General features: G+C 73.2%; 21 protein-coding genes and 1 riboswitch. Of the genes, 12 read left to right on the top strand and 9 right to left on the bottom strand.

What is annotated here, in order from left to right:
* Window positions 1–114: 114 nt before the first annotated feature.
* Together BMX97_RS14055 and thiC are read right to left on the bottom strand one after the other, a co-directional pair.
* Window positions 115–1962, bottom strand: a complete 1848-nt coding sequence (locus tag BMX97_RS14055; protein WP_091751434.1) for an ATP-binding protein — start codon at window positions 1960–1962, stop codon at window positions 115–117.
* A gap of 953 nt (window positions 1963–2915) precedes the next feature.
* A complete protein-coding gene (gene thiC / locus BMX97_RS14050; protein ID WP_091751027.1) occupies window positions 2916–4820 on the bottom strand; it encodes a phosphomethylpyrimidine synthase ThiC in 1905 nt (634 codons plus the stop codon).
* A gap of 58 nt (window positions 4821–4878) precedes the next feature.
* A riboswitch (TPP riboswitch) is annotated at window positions 4879–4990 on the bottom strand.
* 187 nt (window positions 4991–5177) lie between these two features.
* On the opposite strand from thiC, the gene BMX97_RS14045 reads away from it, so the two are divergent.
* From BMX97_RS14045 to BMX97_RS34180, 4 genes are all read left to right on the top strand, one after another.
* A complete protein-coding gene (locus BMX97_RS14045) occupies window positions 5178–5552 on the top strand; it encodes an HNH endonuclease family protein (protein WP_091751024.1) in 375 nt (124 codons plus the stop codon).
* Window positions 5553–5681: 129 nt separating this feature from the next.
* Window positions 5682–6827, top strand: a complete 1146-nt coding sequence (locus tag BMX97_RS14040; RefSeq protein WP_177202219.1) for an acyltransferase family protein — start codon at window positions 5682–5684, stop codon at window positions 6825–6827.
* A 298-nt stretch (window positions 6828–7125) separates the two neighbouring features.
* Window positions 7126–7452, top strand: a complete 327-nt coding sequence (locus BMX97_RS14035) for a hypothetical protein (protein ID WP_091751021.1) — start codon at window positions 7126–7128, stop codon at window positions 7450–7452.
* Window positions 7452–8912, top strand: a complete 1461-nt coding sequence (locus BMX97_RS34180; protein ID WP_091751018.1) for a methyl-accepting chemotaxis protein — start codon at window positions 7452–7454, stop codon at window positions 8910–8912. Before BMX97_RS14035 ends, BMX97_RS34180 begins: the two co-directional genes overlap by 1 nt.
* 12 nt (window positions 8913–8924) lie before the next feature.
* On the opposite strand, the gene BMX97_RS14025 is transcribed toward BMX97_RS34180, so the two are convergent.
* On the bottom strand, window positions 8925–9770 hold the full coding sequence (locus tag BMX97_RS14025) for a type 1 glutamine amidotransferase (RefSeq protein WP_091751015.1): 846 nt from the start codon (window positions 9768–9770) through the stop codon (window positions 8925–8927).
* 204 nt (window positions 9771–9974) lie between these two features.
* Between BMX97_RS14025 and BMX97_RS14020 the strand changes: the two genes are divergently transcribed.
* Window positions 9975–12170, top strand: a complete 2196-nt coding sequence (locus tag BMX97_RS14020) for a transglycosylase domain-containing protein (RefSeq protein ID WP_091751012.1) — start codon at window positions 9975–9977, stop codon at window positions 12168–12170.
* Window positions 12171–12299: 129 nt separating this feature from the next.
* Here the strand turns inward: BMX97_RS14020 and BMX97_RS14015 are convergent, their stop codons facing one another.
* Entirely contained in the window at window positions 12300–12653 is a 354-nt protein-coding gene (locus BMX97_RS14015) for a DUF427 domain-containing protein (protein WP_091751009.1), read from the bottom strand.
* Window positions 12650–13531, bottom strand: a complete 882-nt coding sequence (locus BMX97_RS14010) for a methyltransferase domain-containing protein (protein ID WP_091751006.1) — start codon at window positions 13529–13531, stop codon at window positions 12650–12652. The genes BMX97_RS14015 and BMX97_RS14010 overlap by 4 nt, the downstream gene beginning before the upstream one ends.
* A 162-nt stretch (window positions 13532–13693) precedes the next feature.
* Here BMX97_RS14010 and BMX97_RS14005 point away from each other — a divergent pair, with 162 nt between their 5' ends.
* Complete coding sequence (locus tag BMX97_RS14005) at window positions 13694–14599, top strand: lytic transglycosylase domain-containing protein (protein WP_091751003.1); 906 nt, start codon at window positions 13694–13696, stop codon at window positions 14597–14599.
* Window positions 14600–14704: 105 nt separating this feature from the next.
* Window positions 14705–14953, top strand: coding sequence for a hypothetical protein (locus BMX97_RS14000; protein WP_091751000.1), 249 nt, complete (start codon window positions 14705–14707; stop codon window positions 14951–14953).
* A 51-nt stretch (window positions 14954–15004) separates the two neighbouring features.
* Here BMX97_RS14000 and BMX97_RS13995 read toward each other — a convergent pair whose 3' ends face one another.
* From BMX97_RS13995 to BMX97_RS13980, 4 genes are all read right to left on the bottom strand, one after another.
* Window positions 15005–16210, bottom strand: a complete 1206-nt coding sequence (locus BMX97_RS13995) for a pyrophosphate--fructose-6-phosphate 1-phosphotransferase (RefSeq protein ID WP_091750997.1) — start codon at window positions 16208–16210, stop codon at window positions 15005–15007.
* Between the two features lie 69 nt (window positions 16211–16279).
* Window positions 16280–17146, bottom strand: a complete 867-nt coding sequence (gene fabI / locus BMX97_RS13990) for an enoyl-ACP reductase FabI (protein WP_091751428.1) — start codon at window positions 17144–17146, stop codon at window positions 16280–16282.
* 160 nt (window positions 17147–17306) lie between these two features.
* Window positions 17307–18236, bottom strand: a complete 930-nt coding sequence (locus tag BMX97_RS13985; RefSeq protein WP_091750994.1) for a DnaJ C-terminal domain-containing protein — start codon at window positions 18234–18236, stop codon at window positions 17307–17309.
* Window positions 18237–18414: 178 nt separating this feature from the next.
* Window positions 18415–18894, bottom strand: coding sequence for an RT0821/Lpp0805 family surface protein (locus BMX97_RS13980; protein ID WP_091751425.1), 480 nt, complete (start codon window positions 18892–18894; stop codon window positions 18415–18417).
* Between the two features lie 121 nt (window positions 18895–19015).
* Here BMX97_RS13980 and pdxH point away from each other — a divergent pair, with 121 nt between their 5' ends.
* From pdxH to BMX97_RS13955, 5 genes are all read left to right on the top strand, one after another.
* A complete protein-coding gene (gene pdxH / locus BMX97_RS13975) occupies window positions 19016–19624 on the top strand; it encodes a pyridoxamine 5'-phosphate oxidase (RefSeq protein ID WP_244538420.1) in 609 nt (202 codons plus the stop codon).
* A gap of 185 nt (window positions 19625–19809) precedes the next feature.
* Window positions 19810–20532, top strand: coding sequence for an SDR family NAD(P)-dependent oxidoreductase (locus tag BMX97_RS13970; RefSeq protein WP_091750990.1), 723 nt, complete (start codon window positions 19810–19812; stop codon window positions 20530–20532).
* Window positions 20525–21553, top strand: coding sequence for a hypothetical protein (locus BMX97_RS13965; RefSeq protein ID WP_091750985.1), 1029 nt, complete (start codon window positions 20525–20527; stop codon window positions 21551–21553). The genes BMX97_RS13970 and BMX97_RS13965 overlap by 8 nt, the downstream gene beginning before the upstream one ends.
* Entirely contained in the window at window positions 21550–22014 is a 465-nt protein-coding gene (locus BMX97_RS13960) for an NUDIX hydrolase (protein WP_244538419.1), read from the top strand. The genes BMX97_RS13965 and BMX97_RS13960 overlap by 4 nt, the downstream gene beginning before the upstream one ends.
* A complete protein-coding gene (locus BMX97_RS13955) occupies window positions 22011–22463 on the top strand; it encodes a TIGR02301 family protein (RefSeq protein WP_091750983.1) in 453 nt (150 codons plus the stop codon). Before BMX97_RS13960 ends, BMX97_RS13955 begins: the two co-directional genes overlap by 4 nt.
* The last annotated feature ends 51 nt before the right edge of the window (window positions 22464–22514 follow it).

Raw genomic sequence — 22514 nt, 5'->3', positions numbered from 1 at the left:
GCGGGAGCCGGGCTCCCGCCGATCCTCTCTAGACTACATTTCCACCCTTGCGCATGGGGATGGAGCGGAAAACATCGCGATCGCGTTAACGGCGCCCTCTCCCGCAACCTACGGTCATGGCTGCCGCAGCGGCAGCGTGACCGTGAAGGTTGTTCCCTCCCCGATCCGCGAGGCGAGGTCGATCCGCCCGCCGAGCGCCCGCACCAGGGTGCGGACATGGGCGAGCCCGATCCCGTCCCCGGGCCGGTCCTGGGTGCCGGAGCGGCGGAAGAGCTCGAACACCCGGGCGTGGTCGCGGGCGTCGATGCCGCGGCCGTTATCGGCGACGTGGAAGACCGCGAGCCCGTCCGACACCGCACCGGTGACCGCGATCCGGCCCGGGCGGTCCTTGGCCAGGTACTTGATCGCGTTGTCGATCAGGTTGCCGAAGATCTGCTCCACCGCGACCCGGTCGGCGGTGATCCCCGGCAGGTCGCCGATCGCGATCGCGGCGCCCGCCGTCTCGGCCTGGTGGCGCTGCGCGTCGGCGAGCCCCTGGACCAGGGCGGTCATCGCCAGCGGCTCGGACTGGAAGTTGCGCCGGCCCTCCCGCGAGAGCTTCAGGATGGCATTGATCAGGCCGTCCATCTTGGTGATGGCCGCCTTGATGAAGCTCACCGATTCGGCGAGGTCGGCATCGATCCGCGACGCCTCCGGCCGTCCGGCGAGGGCGGTGCGGATGTCGTCCTGGCTCGCCTCGATCTCGCTCGTGAAGCCCATGATGTTGACGAGCGGCGCCCGCAGGTCGTGGCTCACGATGTAGGCGTAGCGCTGGATCTCCTCGTTCGATTCGCGCAGCGCGGCTTCCGCGGCGCGCTGCTCGGTGATGTCGGAATGCACGCCGACCCATTCGCGGATCTCGCCGTCGGGGTCGAGCACCGGCACCGCCTGGATGGCGAAGGTGCGAAACACCCCGTCGTGGCGGCGCACCCGGTGCTCGTGGGTGTAGCGCCGGCGCTCGGCCACCGCGGCGTTCCAGCTCTCGACGCTGGCGGCGCGATCGTCCGGGTGCACCGCCTCGGCCCAGCCGAACCCGACATACTGCTCCGGCGTCTGCCCGGTGAGCGCGGCCCAGGCGGGCTGGTCGCCGGTCATCCGGCCGTCGCGGCCGTTGGTCCACAAGACGCCGCGCACCGCCTGGACGGCGGCCTCGAACCGGTCCTGCTCGCGCCGCACCGAGGCGAACAGGCGGGCATTGTCCATCGCCACCGCCGCCTGGCCGGCCAGACCCTCGACCAGCGCCGCCTCGCGCGAGCCGAAGCGATGCGACTCGGGGTGGCCGAACAGCAGCGCGCCGAGGGTGGCGCCGGTCCCCGACACCACCGGCACCGCGAGGTAGCTGCGCACCGGCAGGTGGCCCTTCGGCATGCCGCCGTGGCTGCCGTAGCGCGGATCGTTCGTCACGTCCTCGCTCAGGACCACGCCGCCGGCCGCGAAGGTCTCGCTGAACAGGGTCGTCACCCGCGGCAGGCCGAAGCGGGTGAAGGCCTCGCGGGGCGCACCGGTGAGGCTGAGGAGCTGCCAGTGCTCCGGCCCCTCGGGCCCCTCCGGCACCCGCTCGAACAGGGCGCCGTAGGCCGCGCCGGTCAGGCGGGTCGCGGCCTCCACCACCGCGTCGCCGAGGCGCTGGCGGTCGAGCTCGCTCGCCAGCGCCGTGCCGAGGCGGTTCAGCACCTCGAGGCGCTGGGTCTCGGAGCGGAGCGCCGCGGCGGCGCCCTCGCGCTCGCTCGTCCGCTCGCGCTGGCGCTGCGCCGCATCGGCGATCTCGGCGCTCACCGCCGCCACCTCCGCCGGCACCCCGGCGAGCACCGGGGCGGGCCGGCCGCGGCCGAGCGCTACCGCCTGGTCGCGCAGGGCCTGGAGCGGCGCCGCGATGCCGCGGGCGAAGGCCAGCGCCAGCACGGCCGCGACGGCGGCGAGCATGCCCCCGAGCGCGGCGAACCACACGAGCGAGGCCCGCACGGGCGCTGCCAGCGCCTCCTCGGGCACCCCGACGGCGATGCGCCAGTCCGGCACGCCGGCCCGCGCGTAGGCGATGAAGAGCGGCTCGCCCTCCAGCGAGGTGCCGCGCCAGCTCCCCTCCGGGCCGGAGGCCCGGCGCAGGTCGTCGGGCGCCTGGATGCCGGTGAAGCGCTCGGGCGCGCGGGTGCGGGTGAGCACCCGGTCGTCGCGGTCGACGACGCTCATCACCCAGTCCTTCGGCACCCCGCCGGAGGCCAGGAGGTTGCGGATCCGGTCGGCCGGCAGGGAGAACGACAGGAGGTAGAGCACCGCCTCGCCGCCCCGGCGCACCACCGGCACCGTCACCCGGAAGCGCCCATCGACCACGCCCGAGACCGCCGGCCGGCCGGCGAGGGCCTGGGCGTCCGCCCCGTCGAGGCGTTCCGGCATCGGCTCGGGGCCGATGTCGATCAGCCGCCGCCCGTCGGGATCGCGCAGGGTCGCCGAGAGGCCGCTGCGCCGCGCCAGTTCCTGCATCTGGTCGCGGAACGCCGTCACGTCGCCGCGTTGGAGCGCGTTCGAGAGGCTCAGCGCCTCGAGCGTGGCGATCAGGCTCGCGACCTCGCGGTCGACCGCCGCCGCCTCCATCCGGGCCCGGCCCAGGGCATCCGCCTCGAGGCGCGCCCGCGCCGCGCCGGCGAACTGCCACAGCACCACGCCGCCGAAGATCAGGATCGGCACCGCCAGCCCGAGGGCGAAGACGACGAGGCGCCGCACGATCGAGCCGGGGCGCGATCGTGCGGGAGCCGGCCGGGCCGGTTCCGGCGGGGCCTTCTGGGCCTGCATCAGCATTCGTGGGTCCTCGCGCGGCGCGCCGGCGCCCGGATCGATCCCCGCGCCCCCGGCCGGTCGGGCCGGGGGCGCGGGGGTCGCGCTCATCCGGCGTCGACGTAGAGTCTCCCGCCCTCGCCCAAGAATTCCGCCGATTTTTGGGCCATGCCGGCCGCGCGGGCCGCTTCGTCGAGCGGTGTGGCCTCGCCGACCACCGCGCTCGCCGCCTCCATCGCCAGCACGTCGGCGCGCAGGTCCTGGGTGATCTTCATCGAGCAGAACTTCGGGCCGCACATCGAGCAGAAATGCGCAACCTTGTGGGCGTCTTTCGGCAGGGTTTCGTCGTGGTAGGCCCGGGCGGTGTCGGGATCCAGCGAGAGGTTGAACTGGTCCTCCCAGCGGAAGTCGAACCGGGCCCGCGACAGGGCGTCGTCCCGGACCTGCGCGGCCGGGTGGCCCTTGGCGAGGTCGGCGGCATGCGCGGCGATCTTGTAGGTGACGACGCCGGTCTTCACGTCGTCGCGGTTGGGCAGGCCGAGATGCTCCTTGGGGGTCACGTAGCAGAGCATCGCGGTGCCGAACCAGCCGATCATCGCCGCGCCGATCCCCGAGGTGATGTGGTCGTAGCCGGGCGCCACGTCGGTGGTCAGCGGGCCGAGCGTGTAGAACGGCGCCTCGCCGCACTCGGCGAGCTGCTTGTCCATATTGACCTTGATCTTGTGCATCGGGACGTGGCCGGGGCCCTCGATCATCACCTGGCAGCCCTTGCCCCAGGCGACCTTGGTGAGCTCGCCGAGCGTCTCCAGTTCGGCGAACTGCGCCGCGTCGTTGGCATCCGCGATCGAGCCCGGGCGCAGCCCGTCGCCGAGCGAGAACGACACGTCGTACTCCCGGCAGATGTCGCAGATCTCCTCGAAGCGCTCGTAGAGGAACGATTCCCGGTGCCCGGCGAGGCACCAGCGCGCCATGATCGAGCCGCCGCGCGAGACGATGCCGGTGACGCGCCGCGCGGTGAGCGGCACGTGGGCGAGGCGCACGCCGGCATGGATGGTGAAGTAGTCCACCCCCTGCTCGGCCTGCTCGATCAGGGTGTCCTTGAACACCTCCCAGTCGAGCTTGAGCGGATCGCCGCCGACCTTCTCCAGCGCCTGGTAGATCGGCACCGTGCCGATCGGCACCGGAGCGTTGCGCAGGATCCAGCCGCGGATGTTGTGGATGTTGCGGCCGGTCGAGAGGTCCATGACGGTGTCGGCGCCCCAGCGGATCGCCCACACCATCTTCTCGACCTCCTCGGCGGCCGAGGAGGTCACCGCCGAGTTGCCGATGTTGGCGTTGATCTTGACGAGGAAGTTGCGGCCGATCGCCATCGGCTCGACCTCGGTGTGGTTGATGTTGGCCGGGATGATCGCCCGCCCGCGCGCCACCTCGTCGCGCACGAATTCGGGGGTGATGAAGGGCGGGATCGCGGCCCCGAAGCTCTCGCCGTCGGCGATCTTGTCCTCTGCCTGGGCCAGCATCGCCTCGCGGCACAGGTTCTCGCGGTGGGCGACGTAGATCATCTCCTCGGTGACGATCCCGGCCCGGGCGAACTCGTACTGCGTGACGAGCTGGCCGGGCGCCCCGCGCCGCACGGTGCGGGCGGCCGGGCACGGCGCCACCAGCCGGTCCTTGGCCACGAAGCCGTTATCCTCGGGCTTGACCGCCCGGGGCGCCACCGCCCCGTAGCCGCGGGCGGCGAGCCAGCCGGCGCGGATCTCGGGCAGCCCGGCGGAGAGGTCGATGCGCGCGTCGGTCTCGGTATAGGGGCCGGAGGGATCGTAGACCCGCACCGGGGCCTCGCCCGGGTCCGTCAGGGCGATCTCGCGGTAGGGCACGCGCAGGTCGGGGCGCCCGCGCGGGGCCGCATAGGCCTTCACCGAGCCGGTGACCGGCCCGGTGGTGACGGTCTTCGGAAGATCCTTGGGAAGATCTTTGGGGGGAAGATTGTGGGCGGGGATCGGTGCGTTCATGGATCTCTCCCTGGGAGACGATCCGGCCTCGAGGCGCGAGGACGCACGGGTCACGTCGGTCATGGCAGGTTCCCGTCCCTCCGCCGGTACGAACCGGATCAGGTTCAAGGGTCAGGACGCGCGCTCGTCCAATCTCAGCCCCCGTTGGCGGGGCTCCCCTCGGTAACGGGATCAATCTCCCGCCGGGTGTGAGGTTTGTCAATCGCCGGTCCGGGGGGTTCTGCCGCAAGGGACGGCATGGAGTCCGAGAACTGCGGCATCGGTGCTCCCGCGACATGACCCGCGCGACCTTGCGCCCCGCCCGCCCGGCGACCCAGATACGGACGATCCACCCCCGCCCTTGCAGAGGAGCAGGCCTTGGGACGCCGAGAGCGGCGCTGGAACGACGACGACCCCTCGACCCATGGCCCGGCAACCCGCCCGGCGGTGATCTGCCCGCTCTGCGAGCGGCCGATCCCGTCCGGCGCCCGCCAGAGCCGCCACCACCTGACGCCGAAGCTGAAGGGCGGCACCCACGGCGAGACCGTGCAACTGCACCAGATCTGCCACTCGGCGATCCATGCCCGGCACAGCGAGGCGGAGCTGGCGCGGCGGCTCAGCGACGTCGAGAGCCTGCGGGCCGAGCCGGAGATCGCCCGCTTCCTGGCCTGGGTGCGGACGAAGCCCGACGACTTCCACGCCGCGACGCGGATGACCCGGACGCGCCGGGAGACGAAGCGCAGCGTTCGGTAGCGGAGGGCTCGCCGCGGCCGATCAGGGTAAATCCCGTCTTTCGCATTTGGGCGCGATTCGCGGGATCGGGCCCGATCCGATCTTTACGTCTCCCTGGCAGCCTTCCGGCCGAACCTCCGGAGACGCCCGATGTCCGTCCGCCCCAACACCGAACCCGCCCTCTCGGTCCGGCCGGACGATCCGGTGCGCCCGCGCGCCGGGGCCGCACCGGGCACCGGGCGCCTCGCCTGGGTCGACGTCGCCAAGGGCATCTGCATCATCCTCGTCGTGATGATGCACTCCACCCTCGGGGTCGGCGAGGCGATGGGCGGCGAGGGCTTCATGCACCACGTCGTGGAGTTCGCCAAGCCGTTCCGGATCCCGGACTTCTTCCTGCTCTCCGGCCTGTTCGTCGGCCGTGTCGTCGACCGCGACTGGCGCCTCTTCGCCGACCGGCGCATCGTCCACTTCGCGTATTTCTACCTGCTGTGGATGGTGCTCCAGTCCGCGGTGAAGTACGGCCAGATCACCGACGGCGCCGGGCCCGGCGCGTTCCTGGCCCACCTCGCCCACGGCCTGATCGAGCCCTACTCGACCCTGTGGTTCATCTACCTGCTGGCGGTGTTCTCGGTCGTCGTCAAGCTCCTGCGCCGGCTGCCCTGGCCGGTGCTGCTGATCGGCGCGGCGCTTCTCCAGCTCGCCCCGGTCCATACCGGCTCGACCCTGATCGACGAGTTCTGCGACCGGCTGGTCTACTTCGTCGCCGGCTACCTGTTCGCCGCCCGGATCTTCGCCCTGGCCGACTGGGTGCGGGCGCGCTCCGGCCTCGCGCTCGCCGGCCTCGCGGCCTGGGCGCTGATCGAGGCCGTCCTCGTCTTTACGCCGACCGGGCTCACCTCCCACCCGACGCTCGCGAGCCTGCCGGTGGTGAGCCTGATGCTCGGCGCCGCGGGCGCGCTCGCCATCGTGGCGACCGCCGCCCTCCTGACCCGGGCCGGGGGTCCGGTGACCGCGGCCCTGCGCGCCTGTGGCGAGCGCTCGATCGTGATCTACCTCGCCTTCTTCCTGCCGATGGCGGCCCTGCGCACGGCGCTCGTGCGCAGCGGGGTGATCGAGGATATCGGCCTCGTCGCGCTGCTGGTGACGCTGACCGCGGTGGTGGTGCCGCTCGCCATCGAGCGGGTGGTTCGCCACACCCCGGCCCGCTTCCTGTTCCGCCGCCCGGCCGCCTTCCACCTCGTCGGCGAGGATGGCGGCCGCCCGGCGCCGCGCCTCGCCCCGGCGCCGACGGCCTGACCGCGTTCGGTCCGGGCGCCCCCTCGGCCAAGCTCTCGGCCGGCCGAATCACGCGAACCGACATGACGGCGCCCCCCGGGGCGCCGTTTTTCGTTGGTGCGCGCGACCATCGCGGACGAGCGGGTCTCACGTCAGCTAACCGTTACGCTGGTACCGCTCGCGATATACCGATACTCAAGTCGAGGACCAATCCGGGCAAAACCGTAGAACCCGCTTTACCGTCCGTAAGGCATTCCCCCGCAAGATCCCGCAAGTTCACACCCACGGGGCGAGCCTCATGGATGCGCGATTCCGCGTCATGGACGGCGCCGGTCTGCTGCTCCTGATCCTGGTCCCGTTCCTGGTCGTCGCCGCACCGCGCTCGGATGCGGTGGCGGTGCTCGGCCGTCCGGGCGGCGGGATCGGCGAGACGGTGGCGATCGTCGCCGCCGCCGGCGGCCGGCTCGTTCGCCCCGGTCCGGGCGGCCTGATGGTGGCGCGCTCCGAGGAGCCCGGCTTCGTCCGGCGCCTCTACGGTGCCGGCGCTTGGCTGGTCCTCGATCCCCTCGTCGCAGGCGGGTGCGGCCCCTCCGCCCCCGCCGGGACGTCCCGCAATCCTCTCCCGTCACCGAGCACCGCCCGCTGATGACCGACGCCGACGACCTCCGCCGCTCCTTCGCCCGCATCCTGATCCCGCTCCTGTGGGCGCACGTGCCGGTCGCCGCCGCGGTGCCCTTGATCGCCGGCGACGGCGCCACGCCGGTGCCGGGCCTGGCGGCAGCCGTACTCGCGGGCGTCGCCACCCTGTCGTGGTGGCGGGACCCGATCGGGCTGCGGACCCGGCTCGCCTGCGCGCTCGCCCTCGTCGGCATGGCGGCCCTGCTGCTCTACGCCAGCGCCGGCCATCCCTGGCAGGTCGACCTGCACATGTACTTCTTCGCCTGCCTGGCGGTGCTCGCCGGCTGGTGCGACTGGCGGGTGATCCTGGCCGCCACCGGCGCCACGGCTTTGCACCACCTCGTGCTCAACCTCGTGCTGCCGGCCGCGATCTTCCCGGCGGGGGGCGACCTCGGCCGGGTGGTCCTGCACGCGGTGATCCTGACGATCGAGGCGGCGGTGCTGGCCCGGATCTGCCACACCGTCGCCGGGACGCTGGCCGGGCTCGCCGCCTCCGAGCGGGAGGCCAAGGACCAGATGGCCCGCCTGCGCGCCATGGAGCAGGACGGCGAGGCGGCCCGTCGCACCGCCGAGCACGAGCGGCGCGAGGGCGTGCTGCGGATGGCGGCGGCCTTCGAGGCGGCGGTGGGCGGCATCGTCGGCGAGGTCGCGGCCTCGGCGGGCGACCTGCAGGCGACCGCCCGGGCGATGTCGCGGACCGCCGGTACCGCCGCCGACCGCTCGGCCGAGGCCGACGCCGCCGCCGGCCGGGCGGCGGACGACGTCGGCGCGGTCGCGGCGGCGACCCGGGAGCTCGGCGCCTCCGTGCGCGAGGTCGGCCAGCAGGTCGGCGAGACCGCCGGGCTCGCCCGGGCCGCCGTCGCCGAGGCCGACCGCTCCGCCGCCCTGGTGGGCGCTCTCAGCGAGGCGGCAGCCCGGATCGGCGACGTCGTCACGATGATCTCGGCGATCGCCGACCAGACCAACCTCCTGGCGCTCAACGCCACGATCGAGGCGGCCCGCGCGGGGGCCGCGGGCCGCGGCTTCGCGGTGGTGGCCGCCGAGGTCAAGGAACTCGCCGCCCAGACCGCCAAGGCCACCGGCGAGATCGGCGGCCAGATCGGCCGCATCCAGGGGGCGACCGACGACGCCGTGCGGGCGATCGAGGCGATCGGCGGGCGCATCCGCGGCATCGACGGCGTGGCGGCCGCGGTGGCGGCGGCGGTCGAGGAGCAGGAGGCGGCGACCCAGGAGATCCTGCGCGCGATGGAGCGCGCCACCGCCGGAACCGGCTCGCTCACCGCGACGATCGGCGCGGTGGCCGAGGCCGCCGGCACCACCGGCACCGTCGCCGACCGGGTGCTCGCCTCGGCCGACGCGCTGACGCACCAGGCCGAGCATCTCGGCACCGAGGTCGAGCGCTTCCTCGGCGGCGTCCGGGCGGCCTGAGCGGTCCCGGGTTCACGCCCTCCGCCGCGGCCGCACCAGCCGGTCGAGGAAGTTCGCGATCTCGCGCCGGCGCCGCTCCGGCGCCAGCACCTCGGCGGCGACGCCGAGGCGCCAGGCGAGGTCGGCCCGCCCCTCCGGGTCGCCGTGCAGGTCGCGCAGGGCGTCCGCGTAGGCGTGGAGCGCGGCCTCGTCCGGGCACAGGCCCGCCTCCACCACCCCCTCGGCGGAGAGCCGCAGCATCGCCGCGACCTCGTCGAGGTCGAGCTCGGGATGGTATTGCGTGCCCCAGAATACCCCGTCGCCGAGGCGGATCTCGATCGCCTGGACGTCGAGGCGGTCGTTGCCGGCCAGCACCGTGCTGCCCGGCGGCGGCTCGACCACCGCGTCGTCGTGGATCGCCGGGGCGTCCCAGGCCGGCGGGCGGCCCGCGAGCAGCGGGTGGTCCGCCCCGGCCTGCGTCCGGGTGATGGCACGGGCGAGCCCGTATTCCGGCCCCCGCGGGTTGCGGGCGGCCCGGCCGCCGGCGATCGTCGCCGCCACCTGCACCCCCCAGCACGAGCCGAAGACCGGCACGCCGGCCTCGAGCGCCGCCCGCACCAGGTCGCACTGCCGCGTCACGGCGGGCCCGCCATCCTCGACGTGCAGGGTCGAGCCGGTCAGGACCAGGGCGTCGCAGTCGGACAGCGCCCGGGGCAGAACCGCATCCGCGTCGGCCGGGGCGACGAGGTAGCAGACGGCGTCCGGCGCGAGCGCATGCAGGATGCCCGCATAGGTCTCGGCGGAGGTCTTGTCGCAGACCGAGAGATGCGTCTCGCGGCCGGCCCGGTCGTTCCCATCGGCCACCAGCAGGTGCAGCATGTCGGCTCCTTGTGAGAGCCTCCGCAACGCCCTCGGCGGTGGTGCGTTCCGGCGCGGCTTGCCGCATGCCTCGGATCGAAGCGCTAAGCCACGAGAAACATTCAACAAAATTTCGGTTAACGGCCCTTAAACCCGCCTCAATTACCGTCTCTTGAGTGCCCCACGCGGGCCGGTTCGTCCGGGGGCGAAGGGGAACTCGGCAGGATGGCGAAGGGACGCGAGCGGACGGGTCGGGTCGAGCCCCGCTTCGAGGCGGAGGGGACCGGGGATCCGGCCTCCCTCGACCTGCGCCTCTCGCGGGGCGATCGGGCGGGGGGCGGCGTGGCCAAGGGTACATCCAAGGGATCGGCCAAGGGATCGGCCAAGGCCGCCCCGAAGCGGGCCGCCCGTGCGACGGCCCCGGCTCCGCGGCGCCGGCGACGCTCGTTCCTCGGCTCCCTCGTCTACGGTACGGTGATCCTCGGCCTCTGGGGGCTCGTCGCGGTCGCCGGCATCGTCGCCTACCACGCCTCGCAGCTGCCGCCGATCGACCAGCTGGCGGTGCCCAAGCGCCCGCCCAACATCGCGATCCTGGCCGCCGACGGCTCGCTGCTCGCCAACCGCGGCGAGACCGGCGGGCGCACGGTGAGCATCCGCGAATTGCCGCCCTACCTGCCCCGCGCCTTCGTGGCGATCGAGGACCGGCGCTTCTACTCCCATCTCGGCATCGACCCGGTCGGCATCGCCCGCGCCATCGGCCAGAACCTGACCCGCCGCGGCGTCGCCCAGGGCGGCTCGACCCTGACCCAGCAGCTCGCCAAGAACCTCTTCCTGACCCAGGAGCGCACGGCCTCGCGCAAGATCCAGGAGGCGATCCTGGCGCTCTGGCTCGAGCACAAGTACACCAAGGACGAGATCCTCGAACTCTACCTCAACCGGGTCTATTTCGGCGCCGGCGCCTACGGCGTCGAGGCGGCGGCCCAGCGCTACTTCGCCAAGCCCGCCAAGGACGTGACCCTGGCGGAGGCCGCGATGCTCGGCGGCCTCGTCCAGGCGCCGTCGCGGCTGGCGCCCAATCGCAACCTGCCGGCGGCCCAGGCCCGCGCCGCGCAGGTGCTGGCGGCGATGCAGGAGCTGGGCTTCGCCAAGCCCGCGGACGTGAAGGTGGCGCTGGCCCAGCCGGCGAAGCCCGCCCGGGCGAAGGGCGGCGGCTCGGCCAACTACGTCGCCGACCTCGTGATGGACGTGCTCGACGACTACGTCGGCAAGATCGAGACCGACGTCTCGGTCCAGACCACCGTCGATCCGGGCCTCCAGGCGGTGGCCGAGCGGTCGCTGGTCGACGAACTGAACCAGAAGGGCGGGCGCTACAACGTCGGCCAGGGCGCGGTCGTGTCGATGCGGCCCGACGGGGCGATCCGGGCGCTGATCGGCGGGCGCGACTACGCGCAGAGCCAGTTCAACCGCGCCACCACCGCCAAGCGCCAGCCCGGTTCGGCCTTCAAGCCGTTCGTCTACCTCGCGGCGGTCGAGCGCGGCCTGACCCCCGACACGGTGCGGGAGGACGCGCCGATCAACATCAAGGGCTGGAACCCGGAGAACTATTCCCGCAACTACAGCGGGCCCGTCACCCTGCGGGACGCCCTCGCCCACTCGCTCAACACGGTCGCGGTGCGGCTCGGCGTCGAGGTCGGCCCGAAGGCCGTGGTGCAGACGGCGCAGCGCCTCGGCATCACCTCGCCGCTCCAGGCCAACGCCTCGATCGCGCTCGGCACCTCGGAGGTGACGCCGCTCGAGCTCGTCGGCGCCTACGCCACCTTCGCCAATGGCGGCATGGGGGTGATCCCCTACGTGATCGCCAGCGTGAAGACCGTCGACGGCCGCACCGTCTACAAGCGCGCCCCGAGCGGCCTCGGCCGGGTGATCGACCCCCAGGCCGACGGCATGATGAACGCGATGATGCACGAGGTCTTCGTCAGCGGCACCGCCAAGAAGGGCGACATCCCGGGCTGGGATCTGGCCGGCAAGACCGGTACCAGCCAGGACTTTCGCGATGCCTGGGTGGTCGGGTTCTCCGCCACCCTGGTGACCGGCGTCTGGCTCGGCAACGACGACGGCGAGCCGACGAAGCGGGTGTCGGGCGGTAACCTGCCGGTGGAGATCTGGAACCGGGTGATGGTGGCGGGCCTGCGCGGCGACAAGCCGGCGCCGCTTCCCGGCGCCGCCCGCTGGCGCCGCACCAGCAACGCCGTCGCCGCGGCCAACCCCGCCGAGCCGCCGACGATCGGCGGCATGATCGACGACCTCCTCGGCGGCGGCGGCCAGCCCGCCCCCGCCCGCCCGCAGCCGGCGCCCCAGCGCGGCGGCCCGAGCCGGGAGGACAAGAACTTCCTCGAGCGGCTGTTCGGGGTCGGGGAGTGAGAGGAAGTCCGGACGATGTCTGCCGGAATTCCTCTCGCGAGCCCGCACGGTGGCGCCGACGCCCCGCACGCGTCGGGTGATGCGCAAATCATGTGAGGCGTGCCTTACGCCGCCCGCCGAACGGCTCGTTCAGTCCTTGAATTCCTCGATCGCGTCGACCTTGCCCGGGTAGAACGCGAGATGATCCTTGATCGCCGCCACCGTCGGAAACGGATCCTCGTAGCTCCAGACCGCGTTCGCCCGCTCGACCCCGCCGGCGGTGAGGGAGAAGTAGCTGGCATCGCCCTTGTGCGGGCAATGGGTGCGGTGCGCGGTCCGCGCGAAGAGGTCCATCTCGGCATCCTCGCGCGGGATGTAGAGCACCGGCGGCATGGCGCCCTCGCGCAGGGTCAGCGCCCGGGTGGTCTCGGCGACGATCGTGCCGCCGAGCATGACGCGGATCCGGTGCGGGTTCGGCGTGATCGTGATGGACGTGCCTGTCATGACGGCTCCTTGCGTTCCACGGTGCCGAGGGCGTCGGCCAGCCGCGCCTGGGCGCTGCCCGGCCGCAGCGGCTTCTGCTGGCTCTCGTGCGGCACCCAGCCCGAGAGCCAGATCATCTCGAAGGTCGCCCGCAGGCGCCCGTCCGGATCGGCGAAGCGTTCGGCGTAGAGGGCGGCGGCCCGCATCAGGGTCTCGCGGCGCAGGCCGCCGCGGCGCTCGCGCAGCGCGTTGGTCAGACCCATCGCGCGCAGGTCGCGCATCAGCCCGAACGGATCGCCGTAGCGCACCGTCACGGTCTCGACGTCGGCGACCGGCAGGGCGAAGCCGGCGCGCTGGAGCAGGCCGCCGACGTCGCGCACCTCCGCGAACGGCGCCACCCGGGGGCTGGCCCCGCCCTCGACCTCGCTCTCGGCCTGGGTGAGGACCTGGCGCAGCTCGGTCAGCGTGCGCCCGCCGAGCAGGCAGCCCACGAACAGGCCGTCGGGCCGCAAGGCCCGGCGGATCTGCACCAGCGCGCCCGGCAGGTCGTTGGCGTGCTGGAGCGCCAGCAGCGACACGGCGAGGTCGAAGCTCCTGTCGCCGAACGGCAGGGTCTCGGGATCGCCGACCACGACGGCGAGGCCGGGCCCGCCCGACTCCGCCACCGGCGCGAGGCGGATGACGGATCGCGCCCGACCGCTCGCCCGCAGCCAGGACGCGGCCGCCGGGACCGGGGTGGCGAGGTCGAGGGCGTGGGGAAATTCCCGCAACACCGCACCGAGGCGGTCGGACAGGTCGTCGACCGCCCGCGCGACCAGGAAGTCGGCGAAGCCGGCGCGGCGGGCGCGGGCGAGCCGCTTGCGGATCAGGGGGGCGTCGAACAGGAGCGGCGAGGACATCGCCCACTAAGATGGCGCGGCACCGGGCCCGGCGCCAGGGCGGATGCGCCCGCGAGACCGGAAAGCCTGCCGCGGACGGGTGCCGCGGCGATCACCGCCTCGTCCGTTCCCACCGCCGAGCCCCTTGCCGAATCGTTCAAGGAATCGAGGTAAGAGGGACTGGTGACCCGCCCCCCTCTCCTCCTCCCGGCCTGGCTTCTCGTCGCGGCCTGCGTCCTCCCGGCCGCCGCCGTGGCGGCGCCGGCGCGGCCGGCGCCTGCGTCGCAGGCCAAGGATCCGGGAGGCAAGGAGGAGACGGTCGAGCAGGCCCTGTGCCGCCTGATCGAGGGCGCGGCCGAGGCCAAGGGCCTGCCGGTCGCCTTCCTGACCCGGCTGATCTGGCGCGAGAGCAGCTTCCGGCCCGGCGTGGTGAGCCCTGCCGGCGCCCAGGGCGTGGCGCAGTTCATGCCCGGCACGGCGCAGGAGCGCGGGCTGACCGACCCGTTCGACCCCGAGCAGGCGATCCCCGCCGCCGCGCGCTTCCTCCTCGACCTGCGCGCCCGCTTCGGTAATCTCGGCCTTGCCGCCGCGGCCTACAATGGCGGGCCCGGCCGGGTCTCGTCCTGGCTCGCCGGCACCGGCGGCCTGCCGGCGGAGACCCGCGCCTACGTCGCGGCGATCACCGGGCGCAGCGCCGAGGACTGGGCCGCCGCCGCCAAGGCCGACACCAAGGGCGACCTCGCCGAGCCGGAGGGCACGACCTGCCTGCAGGTCACGGCGTCCCTGCGTATCCGCGGCCGCACCGAGACCTTCTTCGCGGGTGCCGCCGCGACGCTCGCGCCCTGGGGCGTCCAGCTCGCCGGCAATTTCTCGAAGTCGATCGCCCTGGCGAGCTTCGGCCGGGCCCGCGACCGCTACGCGGCGATCCTCGGCGACGTGCGCCCGATGGTCATCGGCACCCGGCTGCGCCACCGCGGCACCCGGGCGTTCTACCGCATCCGCGTGCCCGCCGAGACCCGCCCCGGTGCCGAGGCGCTGTGCAACCGCATCCGCGGCGTCGGCGGCGCCTGCCTGGTGCTGAAAACCTGAGGTTCACGCCACGTCACCCAAACGGGTGATGACACAACCTGCGCACCCTGTTTCGCTCGGACGCCGACCGAGGGTCGCGCAGCGGGCGAGCAGGGAGGAAGCCCCATGAAATTCGGCGACGGCGTGCCCCGGTGGGCCCGGAGACGGGTCGAGCGGCACATGATGCGCCATGGCGACGGCCGGATCGTGCGGTGGATGTCGTTCGGATCCGGCCTCAAGCCGGACGCGGTCGCTGCGACGGCATCCGGGACGGCCTCGGTCGACACCGCCGGGAACGTGGTTCCGTTCATCCGCCGGCCGTCCCACGCCGGGCCCGGCGGCGATGCCCCGGCGCTCGACGCAACGGGGTCGTGATCGAGCACCTAGAGTTCGAAAAGCCGGCGTCCATCGTGGCGCCGGCCTCCGTCAGCCGTGGGGCTGGCCGATCGCGTCCAGCATCGCGGTGAACCAGTCAGCCCGCGGATCGAACGCCTTGCCGCCGCGGATGCGCGGGAACTCGATCGCCCGCAGCCGGCCGTCCCGCTCCTCGTCGTGCCCGATCACGCCGGAGACGCCGGTGAGGCCGCACTCGACCGCGTAGTCGACCATGCCCTGGATCAGCCGCAGGTCGTCGGCGTTCGGTGCCGCCGAGCGGCCGAAATGGCCGGATTTCAGCACGAGCGATTTTTCCGCCCCGATCATCGGCGCGAAGCGGTCGGCGAACCACTTGCCGACGTTGACCGTATCGATCTTGACGTGGCCGAAGGGGTCGCGACCCAGCACCTCGCCCCGCCCCTCGATCTCGGCGACGATCTCGTCGAGGCCCGCGCCCTCGCTGAGGAAGATCGTGACGCAATCCTTGGCGTCGAGCCTGGCCTTCAGCCGCGCCGCCTCGCGGGCGATGTCGAGGGGCATCTCGGGCAGGTAGACCGCGTCCACCTCCTTGTGCGCCCGGTCGAGGCCGAATTCCGGCAGGAACTCCGTCCGGTCGAGGCGGTCGCGATAGGCTCGTGCCGTCGCGGCGGTGAGCCAGCCGCATTTGCGGCCCATGATCTCGTGGACGATCAGCATGCGCGGGTTGGCGCTCTGCTCGTTGACGATGTTCTCGGCAAAGAGCGCGCCCTGCTCGGCGGCCGTCCAGGCGCCCAGCGTCTGGCGGATCGGCACCACGTCGTTGTCGATGGTCTTGGGCAGGCCGACGACGGTCAGGTGGTAGCCGTTTGCCTCGAGATAGGCCGCGAGGTCGGCCGCGGTGGTGTTGGTGTCGTCGCCGCCGATCGTGTGCAGCACCGTGATCCGATCGCGGGTGAGCTGCTCGGCCGCGACCTTGAGCGGGTCCTGGCCTTCCTTCACCAGGCCGCGCTTCACGCAGTCCTTGACGTTGGTGAGCTTGATCCGGCTGTTGCCGAGCGGCGATCCGCCGTGGCGCAGGAGCAGGTGTGCCTTCGCCCGCACCTCAGGGGTGACCGGGATGTGGTCGCCGAGGAGCAGGCCCTTGTAGCCGCTGCGATAGCCGATGATCTCGGCCTCGGGCGCCAGGTCGGTGTAGCGGGCGATCAGCCCGCCGACCGCCGCCGACAGGCAGGGGGCGAGGCCGCCCGCGGTGAGCATGGCGATCCTGGGGTGGGGCATGGTGGGCTCCGCTTGTCCGACGCGAAGCCCATAGTGGGCCGAACGGCCGTGGGGTCCAGCCCCCGGGGCTCAGTCCTTGTCGAGGCTGAGGTCCGGCGCCTCGGGATTCTTCATGCCCACGACGTGGTAGCCGGCATCGACGTGCAGGATCTCGCCGGTCATGCCGCGCGACATGTCGGAGATCAGGTAGGCGGCGGTCTCGCCGACCTCGTCGATCGTCACGGTGCGGCGCAGGGGGGCGTTGTACTCGTTCCACTTCAGGATGTAGCGGAAGTCGCCGATGCCGGAGGCCGCGAGGGTCTTGATCGGGCCGGCCGAGATCGCGTTGACGCGGATCTTCTGGGGACCGAGATCGGCAGCGAGGTAGCGCACCGAGGCCTCGAGCGCGGCCTTGGCGACGCCCATCACGTTGTAGTGCGGCATCCACTTCTCGGCGCCGTAATAGGTCAGCGTGAGGAGCGAGCCGCCGTTGCGCATCAGCTTCTCGGCCCGCTGCGCCACCGCCGTGAACGAGTAGCAGGAGATCAGCAGCGACTTCGAGAAGTTCGCCTCGCTGGTCTCGATGTAGCGGCCGGTCAGCTCGTCCTTGTCCGAGAAGGCGATGCAGTGGATGACGAAGTCGATCCCCTCGGGGAAGTGCCGGCCGGTGGCCTCGAAGGCCGCGTCGATCGAGGCCGGGTCGGTGACGTCGCAATGGCCGACGACCGCCGCGTCGAGCTCGCGGGCCAGCGGCTCGACGCGCTTCTTCAGCGCCTCGCCCTGGTAGGTGAAGGCCAGCTCGGCGCCGTGCTGGTGGGCGCTCTTGGCGATGCCCCAGGCGATCGAGCGGTTGTTGGCGACGCCGAGCACGAGGCCGCGCTTGCCGGCGAGGAGCCCGGTCTTCAGGGATGCGGCCTGCCCGTCATCCTGCACCTGTGCCCGGTTCGAGTCAGCCAGGTTCGAGTCAGCCATGAGTCACCCAAAGAACAGCCGCCACGGGGGGCCGGCGGCGGCAGGGCGGACCCGGCCGTACATGGCTCCCCAGGGGTTTCCTTAACCGACGCCCGCGGGCGACGGAAGTGCGCCGGCTCCGCTAATGCCGCGCGCGTCCCGTGGTTCAGCCCGTCGCGGCGGCGGCGCGGCGCTTGCGGGCGAACTCGGTCAGGGCCTCGTCGGCCCCTGCCGGCAGGGTGATGGCGACCGTGGCGAGGAGGTCGCCGCGGGTGCCGTCCTTCTTCGGCAGGCCCTTGCCGCGCAGGCGGAAGACCCGGCCCGAGCTGGTCATGGCCGGGATCTTCATCTCGACCGCGCCGGTCAGGGTCTGGATCCGGATCGGCCCGCCGAGCACCGCGTCCTCCAGCGGCACCTCGGCGGAGGTGCGCAGGTCCGAGCCCTCGACCTGGAAGCGCGCATCGGGGGCGAAGCGGATGGTGAGGAGCGCGTCGCCCGGCTCGGCGCCGTGCGCGCCGGCATAGCCGAGGCCGCGCAGGCGGATCACCTGCCCGTCGACCACGCCCTTGGGCACCACCACGTCGACCTCGCGGCCGCTCGGCAGGTTGAGGCGGAGCTTGGCCTCCCCGGCCACCTGGTCGAGGCCGACCGTGAGTTCGGCCGCCACGTCCTCGCCCTTCTGGGGCGCGCCGCGGCCGGCGCCGCCCGAACGGAACGCCTCGCCGAACAGGTGCGAGAAGATCTCCTCGCCAAAGCCCCCGGCCCCGGGCCCGGCCCCGCCCCGGCCGCGGGCCATCGACTCGAAGTCGAAGCCGCCGGCCCCGCCGCCGCGCCCTGCGCCGCCGCCGAAGCCCTCGAAGCCGGTGAAGCGGGGCTTGCCCTCGCCGTCGATGGCGCCGCGGTCGAACTGCTCGCGCTTCTTGGCGTCGCCCAGGATCTCGTAGGCCTGGTTGACCTCGGCGAAGCGGTCCTTCGCCTTGGCGTCGTTCGGGTTGCTGTCGGGGTGGTAGGCCTTGGCGAGCTTGCGGAAGGCCTTCTTGATCTCCGTCTCGTCGGCCGAACGGCTCACGCCGAGTACGTCGTATGGGTTGCGCATGGCGATCCGATGGCGATTCGAGCGGTCCCATTCCGGCGCATCCGGGCGGGAGCGGGGCCGCGGCTTGAGAGAGATGAGCCGTATCTGGCGACCCTGTTGCCGGATTGCAACGCAGGCGACGCCGCAGACGGCCAGGTTACGTCACTTCCCGCGGGAGCGCCAACGCCGCGGGTCCGGCTCAGCCCGGCTTCGACGTGGCCTTGAGGCTCTTCAACTCCCAGGCGCCGCCGGACGGGCGGCAGCCGGTGCCGCGCACGAAGCGGTTGCTGCCCGGCCCGATCACCGAGGCGAGGAAGCCGCGGCAGATCTCGTCGTTCTTCACGAAGGGCAGCCCGGTCGGGTTGATCATGCCGCGCATGCCCGAATCCGGGTTGTCCCACTTCACCGGCTGGCCGTTGCCCTGCGGGTCGAGGGCGACGGAGAGGGCCGCCTTGGCCCGGCGCCAATCCTCGCCCGAGAGGTCGGAGCCGAAGCTCTTCGGCGCCGCCGGCTCGATGCTGCCGGTGCTCTCGGGCTCCGGCGGGGCCGCGTCCACCTGCGGGGTGAACATGATGAGCGGCTGGCTGCAGCCGCCGAGTGCCAGGACGCCGCCCAGCACGCCCGCCGCGCAGGCGAGCCCGAGCGTCACCGAACCGACTTTACACGCACCGCGACGCATTACACCTAATCTCAAGACCGGACGGCCCGCCGCGACGCATCACCTTGCGACGCCGACCCGCCCCCGGTTCGGTTGTCACAGCGGCACTCAAGCGGAGTGCCATTTGGGTAAGGACGATGCCGTGGACGGGTTAACGAAGGGTGATTTCACGCAGAACCCGGATCCGTGGGGCCTGTTCCGGCAATGGTTTGCCGACGCGCAGGCCTCCGAGCCGGAGGATCCGAACGCCATGGCGCTCGCGACCAGCGGCGCCGACGGGCTGCCGGACGTGCGCATCGTCCTCCTGAAGGACGCCGACGAGCGCGGTTTCGTGTTCTACACCAACACCCTGTCGATGAAGGGGCAGGAGCTCGCCGACAACCCGCAGGCCGCCCTGGTGATGCACTGGAAGAGCCTGCGCCGGCAGGTCCGGGCCCGCGGGACGGTGACGAAGGTCTCGGACGCGGAAGCCGACGCCTATTACGCGTCGCGCCCCCGCGACAGCCGCCTCGGCGCCTGGGCGAGCCGCCAGTCGCAGCCGCTGGAGAGCCGCGACGTCCTGATCCGGGCGGTGGACGAGATGCGCGCCCGCTTTCCCGACGAGGCGGTGCCGCGCCCGCCGCACTGGACCGGCTACCGCATCGCCCCGGTGACGATGGAGTTCTGGCAGGACGGCGCCTACCGCCTGCACGACCGGGTGCGCTTCACCCGTGAGGGCGAGGCCTGGACGGGCAACCGGCTCTACCCGTGAGGGGCGGGCCTCTCGGAGCGTCGCATCCCTGAGGCGCAACCTTTGCTGCGGCGCGGCGAGCCCTGGATTTCCGGGTCGCCGGGCCCTACCCTGAGGCTCTCGGCGCCCCGCAAGACCGGCGGCGCCCGCACCGGACATCCCGAGGAACGGCCGTGGCCCCACCGTCGAACGAACGCCGCCGCGTGATGCTGCTCACCGGCGCGAGCCGGGGCATCGGCCATGCCACCGTCAAGCGCTTCTCGGCGGCGGGCTGGCGCGTCATCACCTGCTCGCGCCACGCCTTCCCGGAGAACTGCCCCTGGGAGATGGGCCCGGAGGACCACCTGCAGGTCGACCTCGCCGACCCGGAGGACACGATCCGCGCCGTCAAGGAGGTGGCGGGCCGGCTCGAGACCGAGGGCGGGCTCCTGCACGCACTCGTCAACAATGCCGGCATCTCGCCGAAGGGGGCGGGCGGCGCGCGGCTCGGCGCCATCGACACCCCGTTCTCCGACTGGCAGCGTGTGTTCCAGGTCAACTTCTTCGCACCCATCTTGCTCGCGCGCGGCCTGCGCGACGAGCTGACCCGGTCGCGCGGGTCGATCGTCAACGTGACGTCGATCGCGGGCTCGCGCGTCCATCCCTTCGCGGGGGCGGCCTACGCCACCTCCAAGGCCGCGCTCGCCGGCCTCACCCGGGAGATGGCGTCCGATTTCGGGCCGCTCGGCGTGCGGGTGAACGCGATCTCGCCCGGCGAGATCGACACCTCGATCCTCTCGCCCGGGACCGACAAGCTGGTGGCGCAGATCCCGCAGCGGCGCCTCGGCACCCCCGACGAGGTCGCCAAGGCGATCTACTTCCTGTGCACCGAGGCCTCGTCCTACGTGAACGGCGCCGAGCTGCACATCAACGGCGGCCAGCATGTCTGAGCGGGCGGCGCTCGCTCTCGTTCGCGGCGGCATCGCCGCCCTGTTTCTTGCCTCCCCCGCCACCGCCGAGCCGCGGGTCGCGCTCCTCGACCTGCCGTTCCGGGTGACGCAGCTGCGCGACGCCGGCAGCGAGGCGGCGCTCGCCGTCGCCACCGCCGGCCTGCCGCAGCTGCCCCGCAAGCCCGGGCCGCTGGCGGTCGCCTGGGGCGAGACGGGCGCGGCCGTCGTCACCCTGGCGGGCGACACGGTGACGGTGATCCCCCTCCCCCTCGACGCGATCGAGGGCCTGACCGCCGGCGAGACGCCGAAGGGCGCGGTGCCGGGCTCGCGCCGGGTGCTGGCCGGGCCGTTGAGCGCCTACCTGTCGGGCGCGGGGACCGGCCCGGACGGGCGTCCGGGCGCGGCAGCCCTCACCCTGCGCGAGCGCCAGCCGGTGGCGATGAGCGCCGACCCGAAGCCGGTGCCGGTCGCGACCAGCACCGTGTCGCCGGGCCCCGGCGCGGTCTTCTCGACGGACTCCCCGCGTCCGGTCGAGATCGACGGGACCGTCAACCTGCTCGCGGTGAGCGAGCGGCCGGAGGGCGCGAGCCTCGCGGTGATCGGGCGCCGCGACGGTGCCTGGCAGGTGCGCGGCGCGACCCTGCCCGAGCCCGGCCCCCTGAGCCTCGCGGCCGCCCGCCCGGGCGCGACGCCCGCCGCCCTGCTGGTGCGCGGCGCCGACGGCCGGGCCGAGAGCTGGGCCCTCGCCGGCGGCGCCCCCGTCCGGCAGGCGCGCGGGGGAGCGGGGTTCGCCGCCCCCGGCGCTGCCCTCGGCGAGGGGGAATGGGTGCTGACGGCCGGCGACCGCACGGCGCTGGCCTACCTCCCGGCCGACAGCCTGAAGGAGCGGGCCCGCGCGGCCCTGCCGGCACCGGTCGGGGCCGGCCTCGCGGTCCTGGGCTCCGGGCGCGGCGCCGCCATCGTGGTGGCGCTGGCGGATGGGCGGCTCGCGAGCGTGCGGGACGGGGACGCGCGGCCGTGAGCCACGGATCCGACGAGCTGGCCTGGCGCCGGCGCTACCCCGTGCGCCCCTTCGTGGCCGCCTCGGTGGCGGTGGTGCGTGACGGCCGGGTGCTGCTCGCCGCCCGCGGGCAGGCGCCGATGCGTGGGGTCTACACCCTGCCGGGCGGCCAGGTGGAGGTCGGCGAGACCCTGGCCGTGGCGGCCCTGCGCGAGCTGCACGAGGAGGTCGGGGTGGTGGCCGAGATCGTCGCCGGCCTCTCCCCCCTCGAGGTGATCGGCCGCGACGCCGAGGGAGCGGTGCTGCACCATTTCGTGATCCATCCCCACGCCGCCCGCTGGCGTTCCGGCGAGCCGACGACCGGTCCGGAAGCCCTCGACCTGCGCTGGGTGACACCGGACGAGGCCCATGACCTGCCGACCACCGAGGGGCTGCACGGCGTGATCGCCCAGGCCCTCGCCGCCGTGGGGGACGCGGTATGAGGCCGTCCTCGCTCGTCCGGGCGCGTGCCGCGATCCTCGCCGCCTGCCTGCTCGCGGCCGCACCCGTCCAGGCCCAGAGCCGGTCGAAGCCCGCCGCCAAGCCGCCGGAGAAGGAGACCCCTGCCCCGCCCCCGCCGGCGGACGCGCCCACGCCGTACGACCGCGATCTCCTGCGGCTGTCGGAGATCATCGGCGCCCTGAGCTTCCTGCGCGAATTGTGCGGCCATCCCGACGCGCCGGAATGGCCCGCCCGCATGAAGGCCTTGCTCGACTCCGAGGGGACCAGCCAGGGCCGGCGCGACCGCCTGGCCGGGGCCTACAACCGTGGCTACGGCGGCTACGCGGTCACCTACCGGGTCTGCACGCCCTCCGCGGTCGAGGCGGCGACCCGCTTCATCGGCGAGGGCGAGCGGCTGTCGGTCGCGCTGGCCGGCCGGTTCGGCGGCTGAACGCCGGCCTGTTGCGGTGATGCCACAGCTGTGGCGGTGGCGTCGAAGAGA

Origin of the sequence: Methylobacterium sp. ap11, from assembly GCF_900110515.1 — a bacterium.
Taxonomy (GTDB): Bacteria; Pseudomonadota; Alphaproteobacteria; order Rhizobiales; family Beijerinckiaceae; genus Methylobacterium; species Methylobacterium ajmalii.
This window is presented reverse-complemented; position numbering and strand designations above follow the sequence as displayed.

Coding starts and splice junctions, on each gene's coding strand:
- BMX97_RS14055 (WP_091751434.1), bottom strand. CDS start 1,962: ATGCTCGCCGCCGTCGCGGCCGTGCTGGCGCTGGCCTTCGCCCGCGGC.
- BMX97_RS13980 (WP_091751425.1), bottom strand. CDS start 18,894: ATGCGTCGCGGTGCGTGTAAAGTCGGTTCGGTGACGCTCGGGCTCGCC.
- BMX97_RS13985 (WP_091750994.1), bottom strand. CDS start 18,236: ATGCGCAACCCATACGACGTACTCGGCGTGAGCCGTTCGGCCGACGAG.
- BMX97_RS14015 (WP_091751009.1), bottom strand. CDS start 12,653: ATGACAGGCACGTCCATCACGATCACGCCGAACCCGCACCGGATCCGC.
- thiC (WP_091751027.1), bottom strand. CDS start 4,820: ATGAACGCACCGATCCCCGCCCACAATCTTCCCCCCAAAGATCTTCCC.
- BMX97_RS14000 (WP_091751000.1), top strand. CDS start 14,705: ATGAAATTCGGCGACGGCGTGCCCCGGTGGGCCCGGAGACGGGTCGAG.
- BMX97_RS14040 (WP_177202219.1), top strand. CDS start 5,682: ATGTCCGTCCGCCCCAACACCGAACCCGCCCTCTCGGTCCGGCCGGAC.
- BMX97_RS13995 (WP_091750997.1), bottom strand. CDS start 16,210: ATGCCCCACCCCAGGATCGCCATGCTCACCGCGGGCGGCCTCGCCCCC.
- BMX97_RS13965 (WP_091750985.1), top strand. CDS start 20,525: ATGTCTGAGCGGGCGGCGCTCGCTCTCGTTCGCGGCGGCATCGCCGCC.
- BMX97_RS14035 (WP_091751021.1), top strand. CDS start 7,126: ATGGACGGCGCCGGTCTGCTGCTCCTGATCCTGGTCCCGTTCCTGGTC.
- BMX97_RS14020 (WP_091751012.1), top strand. CDS start 9,975: ATGGCGAAGGGACGCGAGCGGACGGGTCGGGTCGAGCCCCGCTTCGAG.
- BMX97_RS13970 (WP_091750990.1), top strand. CDS start 19,810: ATGCTGCTCACCGGCGCGAGCCGGGGCATCGGCCATGCCACCGTCAAG.
- BMX97_RS14010 (WP_091751006.1), bottom strand. CDS start 13,531: ATGTCCTCGCCGCTCCTGTTCGACGCCCCCCTGATCCGCAAGCGGCTC.
- BMX97_RS34180 (WP_091751018.1), top strand. CDS start 7,452: ATGACCGACGCCGACGACCTCCGCCGCTCCTTCGCCCGCATCCTGATC.
- BMX97_RS13955 (WP_091750983.1), top strand. CDS start 22,011: ATGAGGCCGTCCTCGCTCGTCCGGGCGCGTGCCGCGATCCTCGCCGCC.
- BMX97_RS14025 (WP_091751015.1), bottom strand. CDS start 9,770: ATGCTGCACCTGCTGGTGGCCGATGGGAACGACCGGGCCGGCCGCGAG.